The following is a 14,339-nucleotide window of genomic DNA, read 5'->3' as shown; positions in this document are numbered from 1 at the left end:
GCCGCGATGGACCGACGCCAGTTCTACCGGGTCGAGGATCTCGTCAGCCTGAGCTACCGGGTACTGGAGGCCGAGGCCTTCGAGGAGGCGCTGGCGTCCTTCGAGCGCCGGGGCCCGGTCTGGTTCACCCTCTCCGACACGCTGCAGCGCGAGGCCGAGCAGCTGGAGGCCGCGATCCGCGAGGTCGCCGAGGAGCACCCCCGCATCGCCTACTGCCTGGAGCTGATGGACCGCAAGCTGGAGCTGCTCGGCCGCCTCATCGCCGCCGACCGCGAGGGCCTCTACGACGTACCGCCGCGCCCGGCCGAGATCAGCGCCTCGGGGATCGCCTTCGCCAACGACGAGCGCCTCGAGCCCGGCACGCTGCTCGAGCTGCGCATCGTGCTGCACCCCTCCTTCACCGCCATCCTCACCTACGGGCGCGTCGTGCGCTGCGAGCGCGCGGACGGCGGCGAGCACCCCTGGCGCATCGCCGCCGCCTTCGAGGCGCTGCGCGAGGAGGACCGCGACGTCATCGTCAGCCACGTCCTGCGCCGCCAGGCCGAGCGGCTGCGGGCGCAGCGGCAGGGCGACGAAGGATCCTGACGCCCCTGCCGGCGCCGCCGTCAGTCGCGCCGCAGCGCCTCGCGCATGCGCTCGTAGGTCTCGCGGTCGATCTCGCCCCGGGCGTAGCGGCGCTTGAGCACCACGAGCGGGTCCTCCTCCCGGCCGCTGCCGCCGCCCAGGAGGGCCCGCACGATCCAGACCACCGCCACCAGGACGAGCACCCAGAAGAGCACCATCCCGATCCCGCCGAGGCCCATCCAGGCCCAGCCCCAGGCCCCGCCGCCGTCGTGCATCACGATCCCTCCTCCTCGCCCGCGCCGGGCGGGCAACGCATGTGTCGAGGCCCCTGGCAGGCGCGGGCACGCGGCCCCCACAGGGACTTGATGTAGGCCACGAGATCCCGCGCCTGCGCCTCGTCGAGCACGCCGCGCCAGGCCGGCATCCGCCCCCCGGGGACCCCGTCGAGGATGGTGCGCACCAGATCCTCGTCGGTGTGGTGCCAGGCATGCAGGGCATCGTCCAGGGGCGGGGCGAAGCGATAGTCGCGCACCGCGAGCTTCTCCACCGTGAGCGGCTCGCCGAGGCCGTCGCGGCCGTGACAGGCCCGGCAGCGCGCCTCGTAGAGGCGCTGCCCGCGCCGCGCGGCCTCCGCGGGCGCGGCGGCGGGCAGACCCCAGCGGCGCCATGAGGCGCCGCCGTCGGTGGAGACCAGGATGCGGCCGAGATGGGTCAGCAGGTAGAGCCCGCCGTCGGCGTCCGCGGTGAGGGCGAGCGGGACGTGGGCGCCGAAGTCCGGCACCAGCACCTGCCAGCCTGTCCCCGGGTCCCTGCCGCGGACGAGCCCCTTGCCCAGCAGGAAGGCGTAGACGGTGCCGTCGGGCCGCACCGCCACGAGGCTCCCGGGCTCGTCGCCGCTGGTGAGGGGCGTCCAGCCGCGGCCGCCGTCCCGGCTCACCAGCAGCCCCCCGCCCGCGGCCGCGTAGAGGCGGCGACCGTCCGGGGAGAAGGCGAGGGAGAGGATCTCCTCGGGGGCGCGCCCCACCTGCCGCCAGCTCCGCCCGCCGTCCTCGCTCGTCCACAGCGTGCCGGCGTGGACGCCGGCCAGGCGCCGGGGATCGGCGGCCGAGACCGCAAGGGCGTGGAAGTCGGCCTCGGCGGCGCCCCGCCGCGCCCAGGTCCGCCCCCCGTCGGTGGAGGCCGCAAGGCCCAGGTTCTCGCCCTCGCCCGGGTGCCCCCCCGCGTAGAGCCAGCCCGGCCGTCCGGGGACCTCGATCAGGCTCATGAGGTCCCAGCCGGCGGCGCCGACGCGCCGGACACGACCGTCGGGCGCGACGGCATAGAGCCCGTCGTGGGCGGCCACGCGCAGTCCCTCCCCCGGCACCCAGGCGATGCCGTGAAGGTGGGGCAGCGCCTCCAGGCGCAGGGCGTGCGCCGGCGCTGCGAGCGCCAGCAGCAGCGCCGCCGCGAGCCAGCCGCGGCCGCTGCGCACCCCCCGCCTCATGCCGCCACCCCCTGGGCCTCGGTCCCGGCTCCGGCGTGGGTGGCCGCGGGCGGGCGGAAGCGGCGCAGGCGCAGGCTGTTGGTGACGACGAAGACGCTCGACAGGCTCATCGCCGCCGCCGCCAGCATCGGGTTCAGGAGGACGCCGAGGAGCGGGTAGAGGGCACCGGCGGCGACCGGGATGAGGGCGACGTTGTAGGCGTAGGCCCAGAAGAAGTTGAGGCGGATGGTGCGCAGGGTGCGGCGCGCGAGCGCCACCGCGTTGACGATGCCGCGCAGGTCCCCCGACATCAGGATCACGTCGCCGGCCTCGATGGCCACGTCGGTGCCGGTGCCGATGGCCACGCCCACGTCCGCCTGGGCGAGCGCGGGGGCGTCGTTGATGCCGTCGCCGACGAAGGCCACCCGCCGGCCCTCGGCCTGGAGCCTGCGCACCTCCTCGGCCTTGTGCTCGGGCAGCACCTCCGCCATGACGCGCTCGATGCCCACCGCGCGGGCCACCGCCTCGGCCGTGCGGCGGTGGTCGCCGGTGACCATGGCCACGGCGAGCCCCAGCCGGTGCAGCGCCTCGACCGCCTCGCGACTGCCTTCCTTGACCGGATCCGCCACCGCGAGGGCCGCCGCGAGCCGGCCGTCGACGGCCGCGTAGAGCGGTGTCTTGGCGGCGTCCGCCCATGCCTCCACCCGCCCCGCCACCGGGCCGAGGTCGATGCCGAGCCGTGCCATGTAGCGGTCGGCCCCCACCTGGATGCGGCGCCCCTCCACCTCGGCCTCGATGCCGTAGCCCGGGACGGCCTCGAAGGCCGCCACCTCCGGCAGGTCCAGCCCCCGCGCACGCGCCGCCTCCACCACGGCCTCGGCGATGGGGTGCTCGCTGCGCGCCTCGGCCGCCGCCACCCGGCGCAGCACCTCGGCCTCCTCGCCCTCCACCACCACGAGATCGGTCAGCTCCGGCCGGCCGCGGGTCACGGTCCCGGTCTTGTCCAGGACCACGGTATCGACGCGGGCGAGCAGCTCCAGCGCGGTCCCCTTGCGGAACAGCACGCCCATCTCGGCCCCGCGGCCGGTGCCCACCATGATGGCGGTGGGCGTGGCAAGCCCCATGGCGCAGGGGCAGGCGATGAGCAGCACGCTCACCGCGGCGACGAAGGCGTAGCTGAGCGCCGGCGACGGCCCCACCAGCAGCCAGATCACGAAGGTCAGCGCCGCCACCACCATGACCACGGGCACGAAGACGCCGGCGATGCGGTCGGCGAGCTGCTGGATCGGGGGCTTGGCCGCCTGCGCCTCCTCCACCATGCGGATGATCTGGGCGAGCACCGTGTCCGCGCCGACGCGCTCGGCACGGAAGGTGAAGGAGCCGGTCTTGTTCACGGTCCCGCCGACGACGGTGTCCCCGGGCCCCTTCGCCACCGGGACCGGCTCGCCCGAGAGCATGGACTCGTCCACATAGCTCGAGCCTTCGGTCACCGTGCCGTCCACCGGCACGCGCTCGCCCGGCCGCACGACCACGAGGTCGCCCGGCAGCACCTCCTCCACCGGGACCTCCACCGCCTCGCCGCCACGCAGCACGCGGGCGGTGCGCGCCTGCAGCGCCATGAGGCGGCGGATCGCCTCGGAGGTGCGCCCCTTGGCGCGGGCCTCCAGGTAGCGGCCGAGCAGGATCAGGGTGACGATCACCGCGGCGGCCTCGAAGTAGAGGTTGGCGGTGCCCTCGGGGAAAAGCCCCGGCGCCGCCAGCGCCAGCACCGAGTAGCCCCACGCGGCGCTTGTGCCGAGCATCACGAGGCTGTTCATGCCGGGGCTCGCGTGGCGCAGCTCGGCCCATCCCGAGCGGAAGAAGCGCCGCCCCGCGCCGAACAGCACCGGGGTGGCGAGCAGGAACTCGAGGCCGTGCCAGAAGGCGGGCGGCGCCACCGCCTCGAGGAGCCCCCCCAGCGCCGGGAAGAAGAGCGGCCCCATGGCGATCAGCACCAGCGGCACCGTGAGCGCCGCCGCCGCGGTGAGGTCGCGCCCCAGCCCGCGGATCTCGGCCTCGCGCTCGGCCTGCTCGCGGTCGGCGTCGGCGGCCGCCCCCAGCACCGGCTCGTAGCCTGCGGCACGCACGGCCGCACCCAGCGCGGCCGGCGTCACCGCGTCGGCCAGGTGCTCCACCGTCGCCCGCCCGGTGGCGAGATTGACGCTCGCCGAGAGCACGCCCGGCAGCTTCCCGAGCGCGCGCTCGACGCGGCGCACGCAGGCGGCGCAGGTCATGCCCTTCACCCCCAGCTCGGTGCGCGTCACCACCGGCTCGTAGCCCGCCTGGCGCACCGCCTCCACGAGCTCGGGCAGCTCGACGCGCCGGGCGTCGAAGGCCACCCGCGCGCGCTCGGTGGCGAGGTTGACCTCCGCCGTCTCCACCCCCTCGCGCCTGCGCAGCGCCCGTTCCACCCGCGCCACGCAGCTTGCGCAGGTCATCCCGCCGATCCGGAAGCTCACCTCGGCCATCGCACGCTCTCCCCCGCCGCCGGGCACCGCGCCCCTCAGCGGTACTTGAGGATCTCCATCATCTCCTCGACGATGCCTTCGGCATCGCCGCGCTCGCTGGCGGTGACCACGTGCTCGCGCAGGTGGCTGCGCAGGACCAGCGCTCCGACCTTGTCGAGCGCCCCCTGCACCGCCTTGATCTGCTTGAGGGCGTCGACGCAGTAGACGGTCTCGTCCTCCAGCATCCGGAGGATGCCCTCGACATGGCCGCGGATGGAGAGGAGGCGCCGCCGCGCCTCCTCGCGCACCTCCGGGTTGAGACGCAGCCCGCTGCAGCAGCCGTTCACGCGGCCTCCGCCTCGTAGCCCTCCTCCCGGATCGCCGCCACCAAGGCCTCGATGTCGGGCGAGCCCTCCACCACCGCGACCCCCTTGGTGCGGTCCACCTCCACCACGCGCTCGACCCCGGGCACCGCCTCGAGGGCCTTGCGCACGGCGTTCTCGCAATGTCCGCAGGTCATGCCCTTCACCTTCAGCTGGATCATCTCGTCCACCTCCTTCGCTGCCACCCCACCCCACTGGGGGTGGGGTGGCTACAGACTACGCCTTGCGCCCCCCCGCGTCAAGCGCCGCTCAGCGGCGGCGGCGCTGCGCGAGGATCTCGGTGGGGTTGCTGCAGCAGGGCCCCGCCTTGGCACGCGCATTGGCGCGCAGGTTGCCGTCCAGGTAGCCGTACCAGGCGCGGCGCAGGCGGGCCAGCCAGCCCCGCGCCGCCGCCGCGCCCGCCGCCTCCGCCGCCGCCATCAGCGTCGGATAGTCGACGCGGGCCGCATCATAGGTCACCTCGAGGCCGGCGCCGATCCGCACCGCCTCCACACCCTCCACCCCCTCCAGGGCCGCACGCAGGCGGTCCGACACCGCCTCCGCCGCCACCAGGAGGGGACGGGACACCCGGGTCGCCTCGCTCATGGGTCGCTTCCTCCCGTGGCCTGGGCGGCGCTCACGCCGCCTTCCCATCGACACCGATCTCCACCACCCGCTCCCCGAGGTAGCGGTGCGGCGGGATCTCCAGGTTGAGGGGGGCCGGAACCCCCTTGTAGACACGCCCGGCCAGGTCGTAACGGGAGCCGTGGCAGGGGCAGAAATAGCCGCCCGGCCAGTCCGGGCCGAGATCCTCCGGGGCCACGTCGGGCCGGTAGGTGGGGACGCAGCCCAGATGCGTGCAGATGCCGATGGCGATGAGGAACTCCGGCTTGATGGAGCGATGGCGGTTCCGGCAGTAGAGCGGCTGCTGGGGGCGGAGCGACTGCGGGTCGCGCAGCCGGTCCTCGATCTTCGCCAGGGTCTGCAGCATCTGCGGCGTCCGGTGGAGGATCCACACCGGCTTGCCGCGCCATTCCACCGTCATCTGCTGGCCGGGCTCCAGCTTGGCGAAGTCCACCTGCACCGGCGCCCCGAAGGCGCGGGCCCGGGCGCTGGGCGCCAGCGAGGCCACGAAGGGCACGGCGGCGAAGCCCACGCCGACACCGCCCACCACCCCGGTGGCGGCGACGAGGAAGCGGCGGCGCGCCGCGTCGGTGCGGTCCTGCCGGTTCATGAGGCACCTCCTGCGGCCTGCAGCGCACGCACGCGGGGCAGGATCTCCTCCTCGATCACCCGCGGCGTCATCGGGCCGATGTGCTTGTAGCGGATCACCCCGCGGGCATCCACGAGGAAGGTCTCCGGCACGCCGTAGACCCCCCAGTCGATGCCCACGCGGCCGCTGCGGTCCTGGGCGACGAGGTCGTAGGGATCGCCCAGCTCCGCCAGCCACGCCAGCGCGTTTTCGCGCTCGTCCTTGTAGTTGAGGCCGACGATCTGCACCACCTTCGCCCGCCCCAGCTCCATGAGCAGCGGGTGCTCCTGGCGGCAGGCGGTGCACCAGCTCGCCCACACGTTGACCAGCGAGACGCGACCCAGGAGGTCGTCGCGGGTCACCTCCCGCTGCGGCTCGCGCAGCTCCGGCAGGCGGAACTCCGGCGCCGGCTTGTCGATGAGCGGCGAGGGCACCAGCTTCGGGTCGCGGAACAGCCCCACCGCGAAGACCACGGTGAGGGGCAGGAAGATCAGCAGAGGCACGTAGTAGCGTGCGCGCATGGCACATCCCCCGTTCTGCAAGGACGGACGGCCGCCGCGGCGGCCGCGGCGTTCTCAGGCGGGGGGGCGGCGCGGCGGCGGCTGGGGCGGCTCGAGGAAGACGGGCAGCAGCCGGCGGGCGGCCGGAGCCGGCCGCTCGGCATCGCCCCCCGGCGCGGGGGCGGCGGCCGCCGCCGCGACCACGCAGCCCGTGCCGCAGGGCGTGCAATGGGCGGGGGAGACACAGGACGGCGCCGCCGGGGGAGGCGGCGGCTGCGCCGGGAGCACGTCCGGCGGGACCGCGCTCATCCCCGGCGCCGGGTGCGCGGAGACGACGCGGGCGCTGCCGGACCCCACGCCGAGGCCCAGCGCCGCAAGCAAGACCACGATCCAGGCGCGCATGACAGCGAATTCGACCGGCCCGGCCCGGCGGGGTTCCCGCCGGGCCGGGCGCAGGCTCAGTTGCTCTCCTGCATGTAGCGCAGGACGTCACGGGCCTCCTGCCCGGTCAGCCCCGCACGGATGCGCATGTGGGTGATGATGGGCCGCCACAGGCCGTCGCGGAACTCCTTCGGGTCGCGGTACTCGTGACAGCGGTTGCAGTTGTTGACCCACACCTGGGCGCCGCGCCCCATGTCGCCCTGGCGCGCCTCGTCCGAGGCCGCCCACGCGGCACCGCCACCCGCCACCGAGGCCGCAGCCAGCACCGCGGCGAGGATCGTCGGCATCGTACGCATGGTCTTCCCTCCTCAGAAACCGTAGGCGAACTGGAGCAGGACGCGGTCGGGGTCGTCGCCGGCGTCGAAGTCGTTGGTCTCGTAGGCCAGCTTCACCAGCGCGTTGTTGGCGAGATAGTAGTTGACCCCCACCGCGGTCTGGGTCTGGTCGGACTCGTCGTCGTGGGGGGTGTCCACCTCACCGTAGCGGAGCACCACCTCGACGTTGCCGACGCGATAGGAGCCCTGCACGTACCAGGCCTCCCAGTCGCCGGTCTCCACCTCGCCGCCGGCCAGCTCCGTGCCGTCGAGGCTGATGTCCCCGAGCTCGCTGCGGACCCACTCGGCGTAGACCTTGAGCCCACCGCGCCGGTAGGCGAGATCGAAGGCGAAGACGTCGTAGTCGGCGCTGACCACGGCCTCTCCGGGGTTGCCGCCGCCCACGTCGTCGTCGGTGATCTCCGCATCCGCCTTGCCGGTGGCGGCGGAGAGGCCGATCTCCAGCTCGGGGAAGGGCAGAATGCCGAGCCGGCCGCCCACCACCTTCTCCTCGTTGAGGTCGCGGGAGAAGCCCTCCGCCATGATCCCTTCCACGGCGAAGTCGTCGGGGGCGCCGACGTTCTCCGTCTCGGAGACCACCTCCAGCTCCGGCCCGTTGCCGACGTAGACCGCGTAGTTGAAGCGCACGCCGCCTCCGCCGAATCCACCGCGCAGCTGCAGCCCGGTCTCGCTGGTGGGTGCGGCCCCGTCGTGGCCGAAGCCCGCCGGCGCCGTCGGCAGCTTGTTGATCCAGGACGGATGCAGGTTCTGGCGGAAGAACCCGAGGGGACTGAGGAAGCGCCCGGCGACCACGGTGAGATGGTCGTTCGCGATCCAGTCGATGGTCAGGTACTCCATCTCCAGGTCGGTCTCGCCCTCCTCCGTGACGGCGAGCTCCAGCTCGGACTCGAGCAGGATCGAGTCGCCGTACTGGTAGTGGAAGATGGGCGCAAACTGGGTGCCGGAGAAGGCGTCCACGTCCTTCGTCCCGTCGTGCCCGCGGACGTCCCCGTTCTGGTACGTGACACCGGCGTAGCCGGCCAGGTGCACCACCGACTTCTGGTCGCTCCACTCGGAATGCTCCCGCAGGACCTTCTCAACGGCCTGCTCCAGCGCCTCCGGGGTCTGTGCCGCCGCGGGCCCCGCCGCGGCCGCGAGCCCCAGCGCCGTCACGAGGACATGATGCTTGCGCATGTCGCTACCTCCTGTGGTTTCGGGTCGGAGTCGAGATCGGAGTCGAAAGCGGGCGGCGATCCGCGTCGCCGCGCGGGCGCAGCACCGTGCGCGGACCGCCTCAGGCGGCGATGGGCGGTCGTGTGAGGGGATCGGTCTCGACGCCCGCGAGCGGGGCCCGCGCCTCCGACACGGGGTCGTGCGCCTGCGAAGGCAGCCACCACGCGGCGATGACCGGCACCGCGCAGTGCGGCAACGCCGTGGTGCAGCCCACCCCCCCCGCGCAGGCGGTGCGGCAGGGGCAGGAGCCGATGCAGTGGCAGGGACAGCGGAGCTCGACGTGCCGATGCGGCACGGCACGGAGGACGGGACCGGCGTCGGCGTGCCCCTGCACCGGCACCGGCAGGACCGCTGCCAGCGCCAGCAGGACCGCGACCAGGCCTAGGACGTGGAGCCACGTGCGTGGCATTTCCCGGTCGACCACTCCGAAAACCGCCAAAGGTTACGTGGTTAATTCCAGCTTACGCCCCCGCCGCGCCGGCGGCAAGGGCCGCGAGCAGCCGCCGCGGCACACCGTCGAAGGCGCCGTTGCTCATGCACACCACGTGGTCGCCGGGGCGCGCCTCGCCCGCCACCGCCGCCACCAGGGCCCGGGTGGCCTCGTGCACCGCCGCCCTCGGCCCGAGGGGCGCGAGCGCCGCGGCGAGGTCCCAGCCCAGCCCCGGCGGGCGCAGGGCGTGCACGCGGTCGGCGCCGGCGAGGGCGGCCGCCAGGGCCTCGCGGTGCACGCCCATGCGCATGGTGTTGGAGCGCGGCTCGAGGCAGGCGACGAGCCGGCCCGCACCCACGCGCGGGCGCAGCGCCGCCAGCGTGGCCGCGATCGCGGTGGGATGGTGGGCGAAGTCGTCGTAGACGGTGACGCCGCCGGCCTCGCCCACCACCTCCAGCCTACGCCGCACCCCGGGGAAGCCCGCCAGCGCCTCCAGCGCCGCCGCCGGCGCGACCCCGGCGTGGCGCGCCGCGGCCAGGGCCGAGAGCGCGTTGGCGAGGTTGTGGGCCCCCGCGAGCCGCCAGCGCACCTCGCCGAGGGCCCGCCCGTCGAGGCGCACGCGGAAGGCCGAGGCGTCCTCGGCCAGCGGCTCGGCCTGCCAGAGCCCGCCGGGGCCGGTGCGCTCCACCGGCGTCCAGCAGCCCATGGCCAGCGCGCCCGCCACAGCCGCATCCCCCGCCGGGGCTACGATCCGCCCCGAGGCCGGCACCGTGCGCACCAGGTGGTGGACCTGGCGCTGGATCGCCGCCAGATCCGGATAGATGTCGGCGTGGTCGAACTCGAGATTGTTGAGCACCAGGGTGCGCGGGCGGTAGTGGACGAACTTGGCGCGCTTGTCGAAGAAGGCGGTGTCGTACTCGTCCGCCTCCACCACGAAGAAGGGGGTCTCGCCGAGGCAGGCCGAGGCGCCGAGCCCCCGCGGCGCACCCCCCACCAGCCAGCCCGGGGCCAGCCCCGCCTGCGCCAGGATCCAGGCCACCATCGCGGTGGTGGTGGTCTTGCCGTGGGTGCCCGCGACGGCGATCACCCAGCGTCCGCGCAGCACCGCCTCGGCCAGCCACTGCGGCCCGGAGGTGTAGGGCAGGCCCCGGTCGAGGACGTGCTCCACCGCGGGGTTGCCGCGCGAGAGGGCGTTGCCGACGACGACGCAGTCCACCCCCCGCGGGATCGCCGCCGGATCCCACCCCTCGCGCACCTCGATCCCGGCCTCGGCCAGCAGCTCGCTCATGGGGGGGTAGATCCCGGCGTCCTGCCCGCTCACCTCGTGGCCCAGCGCCCGGGCGAGCTGCGCAAGCCCGCCCATGAAGGTGCCGCAGATGCCGAGGATGTGCACCCGCATCAGCCGCCTCCCGCGGTCATGGCGCCCACCACCGCCATGGAGGCCGCGAGGTAGAGCACCGCGCCGGCGAGCCCCACCGCCGGCGGCACCGACAGGGCGTGGCGCAGGATGTGCGCGATCACGGCGAGGCTCCAGGCCACGAGCCCGAGCCAGGCCAGCAACGCCGCGGGTGCGGGCCGCCCGGCGGCCGCCGCCTGCGCCAGCACCGCCGCCACCGGCAGGGCGAGGAAGCCGAGCAGGGCACCGCTCCCGGTGAGGGCGGTGTAGGTCTGGCGGAAGCGCGCCGGCACCCCCCGCACCGCCAGCGCCAGACGCAGCAGGACCACCATCACCGCGAGATCGGCGAGCGCCGGCGCCACCGCCGCCGCCGTCCCCCGCCCCTCCACCGCGAGCAGCGCGACGCCGCTGGCGAGATAGGCCGCGGTGGCGAGCGCCGCGAGCACCTGCGAGGGCGGAAGATCCTGCGGCCCGGCGCGCAGCAGGCACAGCCCCCAGAAGCGTCGCAGCAGCGCGCCCATGCGCCTCAGACGGTGAAGTAGCGGGCCTGGGGGTGGTGGACCACGATCGCCGAGGTGGACTCCTCGGGCCAGAGCTGGTCCTCCTCGCCGAGGCGCACGCCGATGCGCGCCGCATCCAGCAGCTCCAGGATCAGCACCTGCTGGTGCAGGTCGGGGCAGGCCGGGTAGCCGAAGGAGTAGCGCGCGCCGCGGTAGCCGCCCTTGATCACGGCCTTGAGGTCGCGCGCGTCCTCGGCGGCGAAGCCGAGCTCGGCGCGGATCAGCCGGTGCACGTACTCGGCCAGCGCCTCGGTGGCCTCCACGTTGAGCCCGTGCCAGTAGAGATAGTCCTGATAGCGGTCGGCCTCGAAGAGGGCGCGGGCGTGATCCGCGGCGCGCTGGCCCACGGTGACCACCTGGAAGGCCACCACGTCCATCTCGCCCGAGGCGCGGGGGCGGAAGAAGTCCGCGATGCACAGGCGCCGCCCCCGGCGCTGGCGCGGAAACAGGAAGCGGCCGCGCTCGACCCGACCCTCGGGATCGTCGTAGACGATCAGCGCCTCCCCCTCGCTCTGGCACGGGAAGTAGCCGTAGACCGCCTGCGGACGCAGGATGTCGCCGCCCTCGCTCTCCGCCACCAGGCGGTTGAGCACCGGGTCGGCCACCCGACGCAGCCACGCCCGGTAGGCCTCGGGCTCGCGCCCCCCCGGCTTGAGCCCCCACTGGAATTTGTAGAGCGCGGTGCGGTTGAGATAGGGCAACACCGCGCGCAGCGGCACATGCTCGATGCAGCGCGCGCCCCAGAAGGGCGGCACAGGGACGGCGTTGTCGTGACGGACGGGCTCCTCGCTCACCGCGTGCTCCTCGGGCAGCGCAGGCCATTATACGGATCGCCCCGCACTTGCCCCTCCGGCGGGGTCTCACTATGTTTGTGCGCAGACCCTGGACAGCGGTGGAGGCGCGCGGCCATGCACCAGCGCATCCTACGCCGGCACATCCGCAAGGGCACGCTCGGCCTGGTCCTCCCGGACGGGCGGCGCGAGCGCTACGGCGAGGGCGAGCCCGCCGCCGAGTGGGTGATCCACGACCCCAAGGCCCTGCGCCGCATCGCCGCCGACCCCGACCTCGCCTTCGGCGAGACCTACATGGAAGGCGCCTGGTCGGCGGGCGAGGGCGGCCTCGTCCGCCTCCTGGAGGTCCTGCTCACCAACTTCCCGCTGCGCCACGAGCGCGGCTGGCGCGCCGCGCTCAAGCGGCTGTGGCAGCAGGGCAACCGCATCGCCCGCAGCCGCCGCAACGCCGCCCACCACTACGACCTCGACGAGTGGCTCTTCCGCCGCTTCCTCGACCGCGAGATGCACTACTCCTGCGCCTACTTCGCGCGGCCCGACATGACCCTGGAGGAGGCCCAGGAGGCCAAGGCCCGTCACATCGCCGCCAAGCTCCTGCTCCGCCCGGGGATGCGCGTGCTCGACATCGGCAGCGGCTGGGGAAGCCTCGCGCGCCACCTCGCCCGCCACCACGGCGTCCACGTCACCGGGGTGACGCTGTCGAAGGAACAGCTCCGCGTCGCCCGCGCCTGGGCCGAGGCCGAAGGGCTCGCCGACCGCCTCACGTTCCGCCTCGAGGACTACCGCGAGCACCGCGGCCGCTACGACCGCATCGTCAGCGTCGGCATGTTCGAGCACGTGGGCCAGCCCCAGTACCGCACCTACTTCGAGCGGGCGCGCGAGCTGCTCGCGCCCGACGGCGTGATGCTGCTGCACACCATCGGCCGCCTGGGGCCGCCCACCACCACCAACGCCTGGATCCGCCGCTACATCTTCCCCGGCGGCTACAACCCGGCCCTGTCCGAGGTCGCCGCCGCCATCGAGGAGGCGGGGCTGGAGCTGTGCGACGTGGAGGTGCTGCGCCTGCACTACGCCATGACCCTCGCCCACTGGCAGGCGCGCTTCCAGCGCCACCGCGACGAGGTGGCCGAGCGCATGGGCGAGCGCTTCGCGCGCATGTGGGAGATGTATCTCGCCATCGCCGAGGCGAGCTTCCGCTGGAGCGACATGGTGGTGTTCCAGATCCAGCTCGCCCGCGACCGCACCGCGGTCCCGCTCACCCGCGACTATCTCTACCGGGGCGAGGGCGCGCAGGCGCCGGCCGCGCGCGGCGCCGCCTGAGGCTCAGTCGCCGCTGGCGCGGGCGCGCCCGCCGACCCCGCCCTCGGTGACGGCGGCCTCGATCTGGGCGAAGACCTCGTCGACCTCGCCGTTGCCGTCCACGCTGCGCAGCAGGCCGCGCTCGCGGTAGTGGCCGGCGAGCTCGCCGATGAGCCCCTCGTAGGTGCGCAGCCGGTTGCTGATGGTCTCCTCGTTGTCGTCGGCGCGCCGCCGCAGGCGCCCCCCGCACTCGTCGCACTCGTCGTCGATGAGGGGTGGATCGAGGAAGATGTTGTAGGTGCGGCCGCACTGGGCACAGGTCCGCCGCCCCACCACGCGCTGGACGATGAGGTCGAAGTCCATCTCGATCAGGATCGCCAGATCCAGCGGCCGGCCGATCTCGGCCAGCATCTCGTCCAGGACCCGCGCCTGCTCGGCGTTGCGGGGGAAGCCGTCGAGGACGTAGCCGCGCGCCGCATCACGCCGCGCCAGGCGCTGGCGGATGAGGGCCAGCGCGATCTCGTCCGGGACCGGCATGCCGGCGTCATGGAAGGCCTTCGCCTGCTGACCGAGGGGCGTCCCCTTGCGGATCGCCTCGCGCACCAGGTCCGCAAGCGCCACGTGCGGCACCCCGAAGCGCGCCGCGACCCGCCTGGCCTGGGTCCCCTTCCCGCCCCCTGGCGGCCCGAGCACCACCACCCTCATGGACTCGACACCTCCTCGACCGGATCGCACGCACGGGCCAGCGGCGCACGCCGCATCGCGTCGTGCGGCCTGGCGCATCCTTCATGCCCCCATTAGGGAAATTGCATGGCGGCGCCGAAAAGGAGCGACTAAGCTAGTGCGCCGTTCCGGGCAAGTCAATCACGGGCCGCACCTGACCATGACCCAAGCCGGATCGCCGCCGGGCTTCACCGAGGCCGAGCGCTGGATCGTCGAGACCGCCCTGCGCGAGCGCTGGGGCGGGGACGCGCCCGCTCCGGAGGACGTGGAGGTGGAGGTGCGCCTGCGGCCGACGGCGCGCGAGCTCACCGCCCGCCCGGCGCTCTACTTCCGCCAGGGCGACTGCCATTTCCTCATCGTCAAGACCGGCGACCGCCGCTACCGCTGCCAGTTCTTCTACAGCGTGCGGGAGCAGTACGGCACCGGGATCGAGGAGTTCGACGATCTCGCCGACTGCACCGTGACGCTGCTGCGGGTGCAGGCCGACCAGGCGCGCGAGCGCGCGCGGGCGGCCGAGGGGGGTTGA

At 74.1% G+C, this 14,339-nt stretch carries 19 protein-coding genes; 3 read left to right on the top strand and 16 right to left on the bottom strand.

The genetic code is table 11. The features are described from left to right. The first annotated feature begins 6 nt into the window (after window positions 1-6). Complete coding sequence (locus tag EDC57_RS03420; protein ID WP_123400248.1) at window positions 7-585, top strand: PilZ domain-containing protein; 579 nt, start codon at window positions 7-9, stop codon at window positions 583-585. Window positions 586-605: 20 nt separating this feature from the next. On the opposite strand, the gene EDC57_RS03415 is transcribed toward EDC57_RS03420, so the two are convergent. From EDC57_RS03415 to EDC57_RS03350, 15 genes are all read right to left on the bottom strand, one after another. Then, entirely contained in the window at window positions 606-839 is a 234-nt protein-coding gene (locus EDC57_RS03415) for an SHOCT domain-containing protein (protein ID WP_123400246.1), read from the bottom strand. After that, window positions 839-2,047 (bottom strand): c-type cytochrome, encoded by a 1,209-nt coding sequence (locus EDC57_RS03410; protein ID WP_148051424.1) that lies wholly within the window; start codon window positions 2,045-2,047, stop codon window positions 839-841. The genes EDC57_RS03415 and EDC57_RS03410 overlap by 1 nt, the downstream gene beginning before the upstream one ends. Next, entirely contained in the window at window positions 2,044-4,533 is a 2,490-nt protein-coding gene (locus EDC57_RS03405; protein ID WP_123400242.1) for a heavy metal translocating P-type ATPase, read from the bottom strand. The genes EDC57_RS03410 and EDC57_RS03405 overlap by 4 nt, the downstream gene beginning before the upstream one ends. Before the next feature lie 35 nt (window positions 4,534-4,568). After that, complete coding sequence (locus tag EDC57_RS03400) at window positions 4,569-4,859, bottom strand: metal-sensitive transcriptional regulator (RefSeq protein WP_123400240.1); 291 nt, start codon at window positions 4,857-4,859, stop codon at window positions 4,569-4,571. Beyond that, window positions 4,856-5,056: a CopZ family metallochaperone gene (locus tag EDC57_RS03395; RefSeq protein ID WP_123400238.1), complete on the bottom strand. Its 201-nt coding sequence runs from the start codon at window positions 5,054-5,056 to the stop codon at window positions 4,856-4,858. The genes EDC57_RS03400 and EDC57_RS03395 overlap by 4 nt, the downstream gene beginning before the upstream one ends. Before the next feature lie 88 nt (window positions 5,057-5,144). Beyond that, a complete protein-coding gene (locus EDC57_RS12740) occupies window positions 5,145-5,480 on the bottom strand; it encodes a hypothetical protein (protein ID WP_170165024.1) in 336 nt (111 codons plus the stop codon). Between the two features lie 31 nt (window positions 5,481-5,511). Beyond that, complete coding sequence (gene petA, locus EDC57_RS03385; protein WP_123400236.1) at window positions 5,512-6,108, bottom strand: ubiquinol-cytochrome c reductase iron-sulfur subunit; 597 nt, start codon at window positions 6,106-6,108, stop codon at window positions 5,512-5,514. After that, window positions 6,105-6,647: a DsbE family thiol:disulfide interchange protein gene (locus EDC57_RS03380; RefSeq protein WP_123400234.1), complete on the bottom strand. Its 543-nt coding sequence runs from the start codon at window positions 6,645-6,647 to the stop codon at window positions 6,105-6,107. Before EDC57_RS03380 ends, petA begins: the two co-directional genes overlap by 4 nt. Before the next feature lie 54 nt (window positions 6,648-6,701). After that, window positions 6,702-7,028, bottom strand: coding sequence for a hypothetical protein (locus tag EDC57_RS03375; protein WP_123400232.1), 327 nt, complete (start codon window positions 7,026-7,028; stop codon window positions 6,702-6,704). 56 nt (window positions 7,029-7,084) lie between these two features. Continuing rightward, window positions 7,085-7,363, bottom strand: a complete 279-nt coding sequence (locus EDC57_RS03370; protein WP_123400230.1) for a cytochrome c — start codon at window positions 7,361-7,363, stop codon at window positions 7,085-7,087. A gap of 12 nt (window positions 7,364-7,375) precedes the next feature. Beyond that, window positions 7,376-8,575, bottom strand: coding sequence for a porin (locus EDC57_RS03365; RefSeq protein WP_123400227.1), 1,200 nt, complete (start codon window positions 8,573-8,575; stop codon window positions 7,376-7,378). 100 nt (window positions 8,576-8,675) lie between these two features. Beyond that, the gene (locus tag EDC57_RS12625) at window positions 8,676-9,023 is read right to left on the bottom strand and encodes a hypothetical protein (protein ID WP_148051423.1); all 348 of its coding nucleotides are present in this window, start codon (window positions 9,021-9,023) and stop codon (window positions 8,676-8,678) included. A 52-nt stretch (window positions 9,024-9,075) separates the two neighbouring features. Then, a complete protein-coding gene (gene mpl / locus EDC57_RS03360) occupies window positions 9,076-10,443 on the bottom strand; it encodes a UDP-N-acetylmuramate:L-alanyl-gamma-D-glutamyl-meso-diaminopimelate ligase (RefSeq protein ID WP_123400225.1) in 1,368 nt (455 codons plus the stop codon). Next, the gene (locus EDC57_RS12735) at window positions 10,443-10,961 is read right to left on the bottom strand and encodes a hypothetical protein (protein WP_123400223.1); all 519 of its coding nucleotides are present in this window, start codon (window positions 10,959-10,961) and stop codon (window positions 10,443-10,445) included. Before EDC57_RS12735 ends, mpl begins: the two co-directional genes overlap by 1 nt. Window positions 10,962-10,966: 5 nt before the next feature. Further along, entirely contained in the window at window positions 10,967-11,794 is an 828-nt protein-coding gene (locus EDC57_RS03350; protein ID WP_170165023.1) for a vitamin B12 dependent-methionine synthase activation domain-containing protein, read from the bottom strand. 114 nt (window positions 11,795-11,908) lie between these two features. Here EDC57_RS03350 and EDC57_RS03345 point away from each other — a divergent pair, with 114 nt between their 5' ends. After that, window positions 11,909-13,111 (top strand): SAM-dependent methyltransferase, encoded by a 1,203-nt coding sequence (locus tag EDC57_RS03345; protein WP_123400219.1) that lies wholly within the window; start codon window positions 11,909-11,911, stop codon window positions 13,109-13,111. A 3-nt stretch (window positions 13,112-13,114) separates the two neighbouring features. Here the strand turns inward: EDC57_RS03345 and EDC57_RS03340 are convergent, their stop codons facing one another. Beyond that, window positions 13,115-13,795, bottom strand: coding sequence for an adenylate kinase (locus tag EDC57_RS03340; RefSeq protein WP_123400217.1), 681 nt, complete (start codon window positions 13,793-13,795; stop codon window positions 13,115-13,117). 178 nt (window positions 13,796-13,973) lie between these two features. Between EDC57_RS03340 and EDC57_RS03335 the strand changes: the two genes are divergently transcribed. Continuing rightward, window positions 13,974-14,339 (top strand): hypothetical protein, encoded by a 366-nt coding sequence (locus tag EDC57_RS03335; protein ID WP_123400215.1) that lies wholly within the window; start codon window positions 13,974-13,976, stop codon window positions 14,337-14,339.

This window comes from Inmirania thermothiophila, from assembly GCF_003751635.1.
Taxonomy (GTDB): domain Bacteria; phylum Pseudomonadota; class Gammaproteobacteria; order DSM-100275; family DSM-100275; genus Inmirania; species Inmirania thermothiophila.
The sequence above is the reverse complement of the archived record's forward strand: the minus strand, read 5'-3'. Positions and strand labels throughout refer to the sequence as shown.

Bases quoted from the DNA above. Each gene is read 5' to 3' on its own strand.
- EDC57_RS03335 (WP_123400215.1), top strand. From the start codon at position 13,974: ATGACCCAAGCCGGATCGCCGCCGGGCTTCACCGAGGCCGAGCGCTGG.
- EDC57_RS03405 (WP_123400242.1), bottom strand. From the start codon at position 4,533: ATGGCCGAGGTGAGCTTCCGGATCGGCGGGATGACCTGCGCAAGCTGC.
- EDC57_RS03420 (WP_123400248.1), top strand. From the start codon at position 7: ATGGACCGACGCCAGTTCTACCGGGTCGAGGATCTCGTCAGCCTGAGC.
- EDC57_RS03345 (WP_123400219.1), top strand. From the start codon at position 11,909: ATGCACCAGCGCATCCTACGCCGGCACATCCGCAAGGGCACGCTCGGC.
- EDC57_RS03410 (WP_148051424.1), bottom strand. From the start codon at position 2,047: ATGAGGCGGGGGGTGCGCAGCGGCCGCGGCTGGCTCGCGGCGGCGCTG.
- EDC57_RS03380 (WP_123400234.1), bottom strand. From the start codon at position 6,647: ATGCGCGCACGCTACTACGTGCCTCTGCTGATCTTCCTGCCCCTCACC.
- mpl (WP_123400225.1), bottom strand. From the start codon at position 10,443: ATGCGGGTGCACATCCTCGGCATCTGCGGCACCTTCATGGGCGGGCTT.
- EDC57_RS03415 (WP_123400246.1), bottom strand. From the start codon at position 839: ATGCACGACGGCGGCGGGGCCTGGGGCTGGGCCTGGATGGGCCTCGGC.
- EDC57_RS03365 (WP_123400227.1), bottom strand. From the start codon at position 8,575: ATGCGCAAGCATCATGTCCTCGTGACGGCGCTGGGGCTCGCGGCCGCG.
- EDC57_RS03370 (WP_123400230.1), bottom strand. From the start codon at position 7,363: ATGCGTACGATGCCGACGATCCTCGCCGCGGTGCTGGCTGCGGCCTCG.
- EDC57_RS03375 (WP_123400232.1), bottom strand. From the start codon at position 7,028: ATGCGCGCCTGGATCGTGGTCTTGCTTGCGGCGCTGGGCCTCGGCGTG.
- EDC57_RS03395 (WP_123400238.1), bottom strand. From the start codon at position 5,056: ATGATCCAGCTGAAGGTGAAGGGCATGACCTGCGGACATTGCGAGAAC.
- petA (WP_123400236.1), bottom strand. From the start codon at position 6,108: ATGAACCGGCAGGACCGCACCGACGCGGCGCGCCGCCGCTTCCTCGTC.
- EDC57_RS12625 (WP_148051423.1), bottom strand. From the start codon at position 9,023: ATGCCACGCACGTGGCTCCACGTCCTAGGCCTGGTCGCGGTCCTGCTG.
- EDC57_RS12735 (WP_123400223.1), bottom strand. From the start codon at position 10,961: ATGGGCGCGCTGCTGCGACGCTTCTGGGGGCTGTGCCTGCTGCGCGCC.
- EDC57_RS12740 (WP_170165024.1), bottom strand. From the start codon at position 5,480: ATGAGCGAGGCGACCCGGGTGTCCCGTCCCCTCCTGGTGGCGGCGGAG.
- EDC57_RS03340 (WP_123400217.1), bottom strand. From the start codon at position 13,795: ATGAGGGTGGTGGTGCTCGGGCCGCCAGGGGGCGGGAAGGGGACCCAG.